Origin of the sequence: Nonlabens dokdonensis (assembly GCF_002162835.1) — a bacterium.
In the GTDB taxonomy this organism is placed as follows: domain Bacteria; phylum Bacteroidota; class Bacteroidia; order Flavobacteriales; family Flavobacteriaceae; genus Nonlabens; species Nonlabens dokdonensis_B.
On the sequence record NZ_MAAX01000185.1, the window covers coordinates 25895 to 31936 of the forward strand.

6 protein-coding genes are annotated in these 6042 nt (G+C 36.7%); 2 read left to right on the top strand and 4 right to left on the bottom strand.

Annotated features, from left to right (window positions below; genetic code table 11):
• Positions 1 to 148: 148 nt before the first annotated feature.
• On the bottom strand, positions 149 to 580 hold the full coding sequence (locus tag A9Q93_RS12345; protein ID WP_303687709.1) for a peptidylprolyl isomerase: 432 nt from the start codon (positions 578 to 580) through the stop codon (positions 149 to 151).
• Positions 581 to 594: 14 nt separating this feature from the next.
• Between A9Q93_RS12345 and A9Q93_RS12350 the strand changes: the two genes are divergently transcribed.
• The gene (locus A9Q93_RS12350) at positions 595 to 768 is read left to right on the top strand and encodes a hypothetical protein (RefSeq protein WP_303687710.1); all 174 of its coding nucleotides are present in this window, start codon (positions 595 to 597) and stop codon (positions 766 to 768) included.
• Positions 769 to 833: 65 nt separating this feature from the next.
• Here the strand turns inward: A9Q93_RS12350 and A9Q93_RS12355 are convergent, their stop codons facing one another.
• Together A9Q93_RS12355 and A9Q93_RS12360 are read right to left on the bottom strand one after the other, a co-directional pair.
• On the bottom strand, positions 834 to 1277 hold the full coding sequence (locus A9Q93_RS12355) for a hypothetical protein (RefSeq protein WP_303687711.1): 444 nt from the start codon (positions 1275 to 1277) through the stop codon (positions 834 to 836).
• Between the two features lie 734 nt (positions 1278 to 2011).
• On the bottom strand, positions 2012 to 2251 hold the full coding sequence (locus A9Q93_RS12360) for a hypothetical protein (protein WP_303687712.1): 240 nt from the start codon (positions 2249 to 2251) through the stop codon (positions 2012 to 2014).
• Between the two features lie 216 nt (positions 2252 to 2467).
• Between A9Q93_RS12360 and typA the strand changes: the two genes are divergently transcribed.
• Positions 2468 to 4273 carry a translational GTPase TypA gene (typA, locus tag A9Q93_RS12365; RefSeq protein ID WP_303687713.1) on the top strand — a complete coding sequence of 602 codons (1806 nt, stop codon included), beginning with the start codon at positions 2468 to 2470 and terminating at the stop codon, positions 4271 to 4273.
• A gap of 297 nt (positions 4274 to 4570) precedes the next feature.
• Here the strand turns inward: typA and uvrA are convergent.
• On the bottom strand, positions 4571 to 6042 hold a 1472-nt coding region (gene uvrA, locus A9Q93_RS12370), incomplete at its 5' end, for an excinuclease ABC subunit UvrA (protein WP_303687714.1).

Here is a 6042-nt window from a genome sequence, read left to right on the forward strand (position 1 = left end):
AAATTAGGGGTATTCTAACAAACCTTAAATACCCTTTTAAGGGTATATTTTATATCCGCATGTATTTAAGAAAAGCAACAAGAATATGTAGAATAAAAAAAGCCCAATACTTGTTACAACATTGGGCTTTAATAAATAGAAATAAGTGTTAGTTAATAGCTACAACTTCTAGTTCAAATATAAGATCTTGTCCCGCTAGTGGGTGATTTGCATCTACTATAATATGATCTTCTTCTACCTGTGCCACTCTTAACTGGCGCTCTGTTCCATCTGGATTTTGTGCCAGAAGTCCCATTCCTACTTCTGGCTTGATCTCGCCAGGTAATTGATCTTTAGGTACTTTATGAAAAAGTTCTTTCATCACTTCACCATAAGCCTCTTCTTTAGGTATCTCAATAGTTTTCTTCTCGTTCACTTTCATATCCACAAGACCTTTTTCAAAACCAGGTATCAATGCACCTTGACCTAACTGAGCTTCTAGCGGCTCTCTTTCGGCACTGGTGTCAAAAACTTGTCCGTTTGCTTTTAATTTTCCTGTGTAATGCACTTTTACAGTGTCATTTGCTTTCACTTGACTCATAAAATTGATATTTTTTGTATCGGCTGCAAAGGTATGATTTACAATTGCCTAACAAAATTGAGACGGTTTTATTCCTCTTTATTAAGAAAGACTTAACAACTTGCGAGTCTCAAATAGATAGTACTGAGCTGGTAGATGTTCTCGCTTTCGCGAAAGCGGTAAAAAATTACACCACTACAACTACCTAAGATAAATTACAGAAAGCATAGAAATTTACTCTAATACAGGCGTTTAATAAGAGCTTGCAAACGTTTCAGTCACCTTCTTTATTAAAATCATCTGGCAATTTTTGCATTTCGTACTGATTATGAATACTAATGATCGCAAGACCGAAGAGGACGGCTATCACAATCAATATGGTACTTATGAGTCCACTGACTCCAAAGGAAATTCTTATGAGTATGGTAGAAATTATAAATCCTGAATTTCTTATCGTTTTATGAAATTCATGGGTGTAGAAAAATGAAATGAGTAATAATACTACATCTACCAAAATCAAAATAGTAAAAAACTCATCAAAAAACAGGTTGTTAATCGTGTCCAGTGGTGGCAATTCATTTGTTGAAAACGAAATTTCTAATGACCAATTAATCAACGTATACAAAGCCATAAAAAAGAATAATGGCACTAAAATCACAGCGATCGTTTTTTTCTTTTTTACAAATCGGTCTATGGAAGTAGGAGCTGTGTCTTGCAATTCAATTTTACGTTACCTTGTTTTTGAAACAAATAAATTAAAAAGAACAACAGCAATGACGCTATGCTGTCATAAGTAAATTGCAAATCGCCCTTAATTTCAAACCAGTTAGAGGTCAATTCTAGTGCAGATAAATCTTTGAACAGTTTGCGGATTATTATAAGCTTGATGATCTCATACTGTTTGATAATATATGTTGTAAAAGACTTAGGTAAGTAGTAGATTAAAAGATATACCTCATATATTAAGATGAATGAAAATGGCGTGTAAATGGCGGCTATAGGATTCTTGATTAGCTCTGATTCTTGAGAAAACGACAGCAGATTAAAATCTATCAAATAAATGACCGCTAGATGAATAAAAAAACTGAATAGAGCAACGTATAGTATGACTCTTTCTGTTCTCTTTCTCGTTTCTTCAGAGAGAAATTTATGAAATAGAACAGATGTAAACTTATTAATTTGGGTCATTTCATGTTAGGTTCTGGTAATACTATACATTTAGTAATGTACGGAGCGCTTAGTACTATTTAATAATAGTCGTTAAGTAATTGAATCATAACAGTTTTAACCTCTTTTAAATAGGGTTACAGAAAGATGTTATTGATCCCTTCTATAAATTAGCACATATAACGGCCCGTTATGGCAGCAGTAAAGCCAGCCAACTTGCTGGATAGAGATCAACCCTTTGTAAGGATTTATAACCCTAAAACACAAAATTCAAAAGTTCGTAAACTATTGATTTGCCTGTTCATATCGTATGCGGTGCAAACCAGCATCTACAAATAAACTTAATCCAGCATTAAAAATAGTTAATGCTATGGTGCCATAACCTATCCATTGCCACCAGGCTGCACCGTCGTATCTATAAAAAGCGGCATCCACAATACAGCTTATTCCAGCACCTATTAGGACTAAGCCTAAAGGTGCTTGATATTGCCATCTTTTGTAATGTTTTGTTGCTTTATTGTTCATGATAATTTTATTTTTTCGATGTCAGTTACAATATGTAATGATCGATTATGTTCTTGAAATTGATCTACTAGTTAGTCAAATATATGGTTGTATCCTTATAGTTCACTAACTCTATGACGCACAACACTTCACTCATAACCATCATTTAACGCAACCAATGAATTAAAAACCAATAAATAAGACTACTTTTGCAGCCGCTTAGAAGCATTATTTTTTATGAAAGATATTAGAAACATCGCGATTATTGCTCACGTAGACCACGGTAAGACTACGTTAGTAGATAAGATTTTACACCACTGTGAAACCTTCCGTGAAAATGAAACTACCGGAGATTTAATTCTTGATAACAACGATATTGAACGTGAACGTGGGATTACTATTCTTGCAAAGAACGTATCAGTAATGTACAAAGGGACTAAAATCAACATCATCGATACACCTGGTCACGCCGATTTTGGTGGTGAAGTAGAACGTGTATTGAACATGGCAGATGGTGTACTACTTCTTGTAGATGCCTTTGAAGGTCCTATGCCACAAACGCGTTTTGTACTACAAAAAGCAATCGACTTAGGCTTAAAACCTTGTGTGGTTGTTAATAAAGTAGATAAAGAAAACTGTACTCCAGATGAGGTACATGAATCTGTTTTTGACTTAATGTTTGAACTAGGTGCCGAAGAATGGCAACTAGATTTCCCAACTGTTTATGGTAGTGCCAAAAACAACTGGATGAGCGAAGACTGGAAAGATGAAACTGAAAATATTGAGCCACTTCTAGATATGGTTATCGAGCACGTTCCTGCTCCTAAAGTAGAAGAAGGAACGACTCAGTTATTAATTACTTCCCTAGATTTCTCTAACTACACAGGACGTATTGCCATAGGTCGTGTAAAAAGAGGCTCTATTAAAGAAGGTCAAAATGTTACTCTTTGTAAGCGCGATGGTTCACAGACTAAGACCAAGGTAAAAGAAGTTTATGTCTTTGACGGAATGGGTAAAGCCAAAGCCAAAGAAGTAATGGCGGGCGATATTTGTGCAATTGTAGGATTAGAAGGTTTTGAAATAGGGGACAGTGTTGCCGATTTTGAAAATCCTGAAGCTATGGAAACCATCGCAATCGATGAGCCTACTATGAGTATGTTGTTTACCATTAACGATTCTCCTTTCTTCGGTAAGGATGGAAAGTTTGTAACATCACGCCACATTAAAGACCGTCTTACTAAAGAATTAGAAAAAAACCTTGCCTTACAAGTACACGATACTGGTAGTGCAGACAAGTTCATGGTTTTCGGTCGTGGAGTATTACACCTTTCGGTTTTAATTGAAACGATGCGTCGTGAAGGTTATGAATTACAGATAGGACAGCCACAAGTAATCATTAAAGAAATAGATGGTGTAAAATGTGAGCCTATAGAAGAGCTTACGATAGATTTACCAGAAAGTGTAAGTGGTAAAGCTGTAGAAATGGTTACCCTTAGAAAAGGTGAAATGACCAGCATGGCTCCTAAAGGAGATCGCATGGTGTGTGAATTTAAAATCCCTTCTCGTGGTATCATAGGTTTACGTAATCAATTGATCACAGCTACGGCTGGTGAGGCGATTATGAACCACCGTTTTGTAGGTTTTGAACCTTACAAAGGCGAGATCGCAGGGCGTATTAACGGTTCTATGATCTCTATGGAAAAAGGGACTTCTATTCCTTATTCTATGGATAAATTACAAGATCGTGGTAAATTCTTTATTCACCCAGGTGAAGAGATTTATGGTGGTCAGGTAGTAGGAGAGAACTCTAGACCAGATGATCTAGCGATTAACCTTACTAAAACAAAGAAACTTTCTAACGTGCGTAGTGCCGGTAACGATGATAAAGTAAAAATCGCTCCGCCAGTAAAATTCACTCTAGAAGAAGCTTTAGAATACATTCAGAAAGATGAATACGTAGAGGTAACTCCTAATCATTTAAGATTGCGTAAAATCTTCTTAGATGAAAACGAACGTAAACGCAGAGCAAAAGAGCTTTCATAATCTCTTTTCTTAGATAATTTTAAATCCTCCATCATATCGATGGAGGATTTTTTTATGAATGGATTTAAGAGTTTGATGCTGGTTCAAGTTTCCGATTTCGCGAAAGCGAGATAAAATGAATTAGATAGGTTAAGCTAGCTCCAAGGTTTTTAAAAGTTTTTTGGAGTTTCTGAAAGGCTAGAGTTTTATCTAGTTTATAACAGACCTGATACAAATAATTAGTTTTTAATTTTAACTAATTGTGATAGAAATAGGGATACGTACTACCACCGGCCGCCTGAAATACTGCCTACTGATTTAAAGTTCCTTCTTCAAGAACCTAGCCGTATGACTCGTTTTATGCTTAGCAACTTGTTCAGGAGTTCCTTTTGCAACTATAGTACCACCGCCGCGGCCACCTTCTGGACCTACGTCGATGAGGTAATCGCATATTTTAATCACGTCCATGTTGTGTTCAATGACGAGCACCGTATTTCCTTTATCGACTAGTTTATTCAACACATCCATGAGAACACGTACGTCTTCAAAATGAAGTCCTGTGGTTGGTTCGTCTAGGATGTAAAAGGTGTTCCCAGTATCTCTTTTAGAAAGCTCGCTTGCTAGTTTGATACGTTGTGCTTCTCCACCAGATAGGGTAGTGGACTGTTGTCCTAAAGTAATGTAACCGAGACCTACATCCTTAATGGTTTTTAATTTGCGGTAAATTTTAGGAATAGGCTCAAAGAAGTCTGTTGCCTCGTTAATGGTCATGTTAAGCACATCACTTATCGACTTCCCTTTGTAACGTATTTCTAGCGTTTCTCTATTGAATCGTTTTCCTTGACAGGTTTCACAGGTCACGTAAACATCTGGAAGGAAATTCATTTCTATAACTCTTAGTCCGCCACCTTTGCAGGTTTCACAGCGTCCACCAGTTACATTAAAGCTAAAACGACCTGGCTTATAACCTCGTATCAATGCTTCTGGAGTTTTGGCAAAGAGTGATCTTACTTCGTCAAAGGTTTTAGTATAGGTCGCTGGATTAGATCGAGGTGTTCTACCTATCGGGCTTTGATTGATATCGATAACCTTATCACAATGATCCAGTCCTTTGATGCTTTTATAAGGCATCGGAACTTTTACACCATTAAAAAAGTGCGCATTCATAATAGGGTAGAGCGTCTCATTAATTAAAGTAGATTTTCCACTACCAGAAACACCTGTCACACCTATCATTTGACCTAATGGCAAATCGATGGAAACATTTTTGAGATTATTTCCCGTACATCCTTTAAGAGAGATTTTCTTTCCGTTTCCTTTGCGGCGCTTTTTAGGAACTGCTATTTCACGTTTCCCATTCAAATATTGTGCAGTAAGCGTGTCGTGTTTTAAAATCTCTTGCGGCGATCCTTCACTGATGATCTCACCACCGTATTTTCCTGCTCGTGGACCTATGTCAATCACATGATCTGCTCGCTCGATCATGTCTTTATCGTGTTCTACTACGATAACAGAGTTTCCTGTGTCTCTTAAAGAAACTAAGGAATTAATAAGCTTTTCATTGTCTCGCTGGTGAAGGCCTATACTAGGCTCATCTAGAATATATAATACTCCTACAAGTTGTGACCCTATTTGTGTGGCTAGTCGTATGCGTTGTGCTTCTCCACCAGAAAGTGTTTTGGCACTTCTATTTAGCGATAAATAATCGAGACCTACATCTAGTAAAAACTGTAATCGTTCTCTTATTTCTTTTAATAATTCAGTGGCTATTTGTTGTTGCTTTCGCGAAA

Coding starts and splice junctions, on each gene's coding strand:
- A9Q93_RS12360 (WP_303687712.1), bottom strand. CDS start 2,251: ATGAACAATAAAGCAACAAAACATTACAAAAGATGGCAATATCAAGCA.
- A9Q93_RS12345 (WP_303687709.1), bottom strand. CDS start 580: ATGAGTCAAGTGAAAGCAAATGACACTGTAAAAGTGCATTACACAGGA.
- typA (WP_303687713.1), top strand. CDS start 2,468: ATGAAAGATATTAGAAACATCGCGATTATTGCTCACGTAGACCACGGT.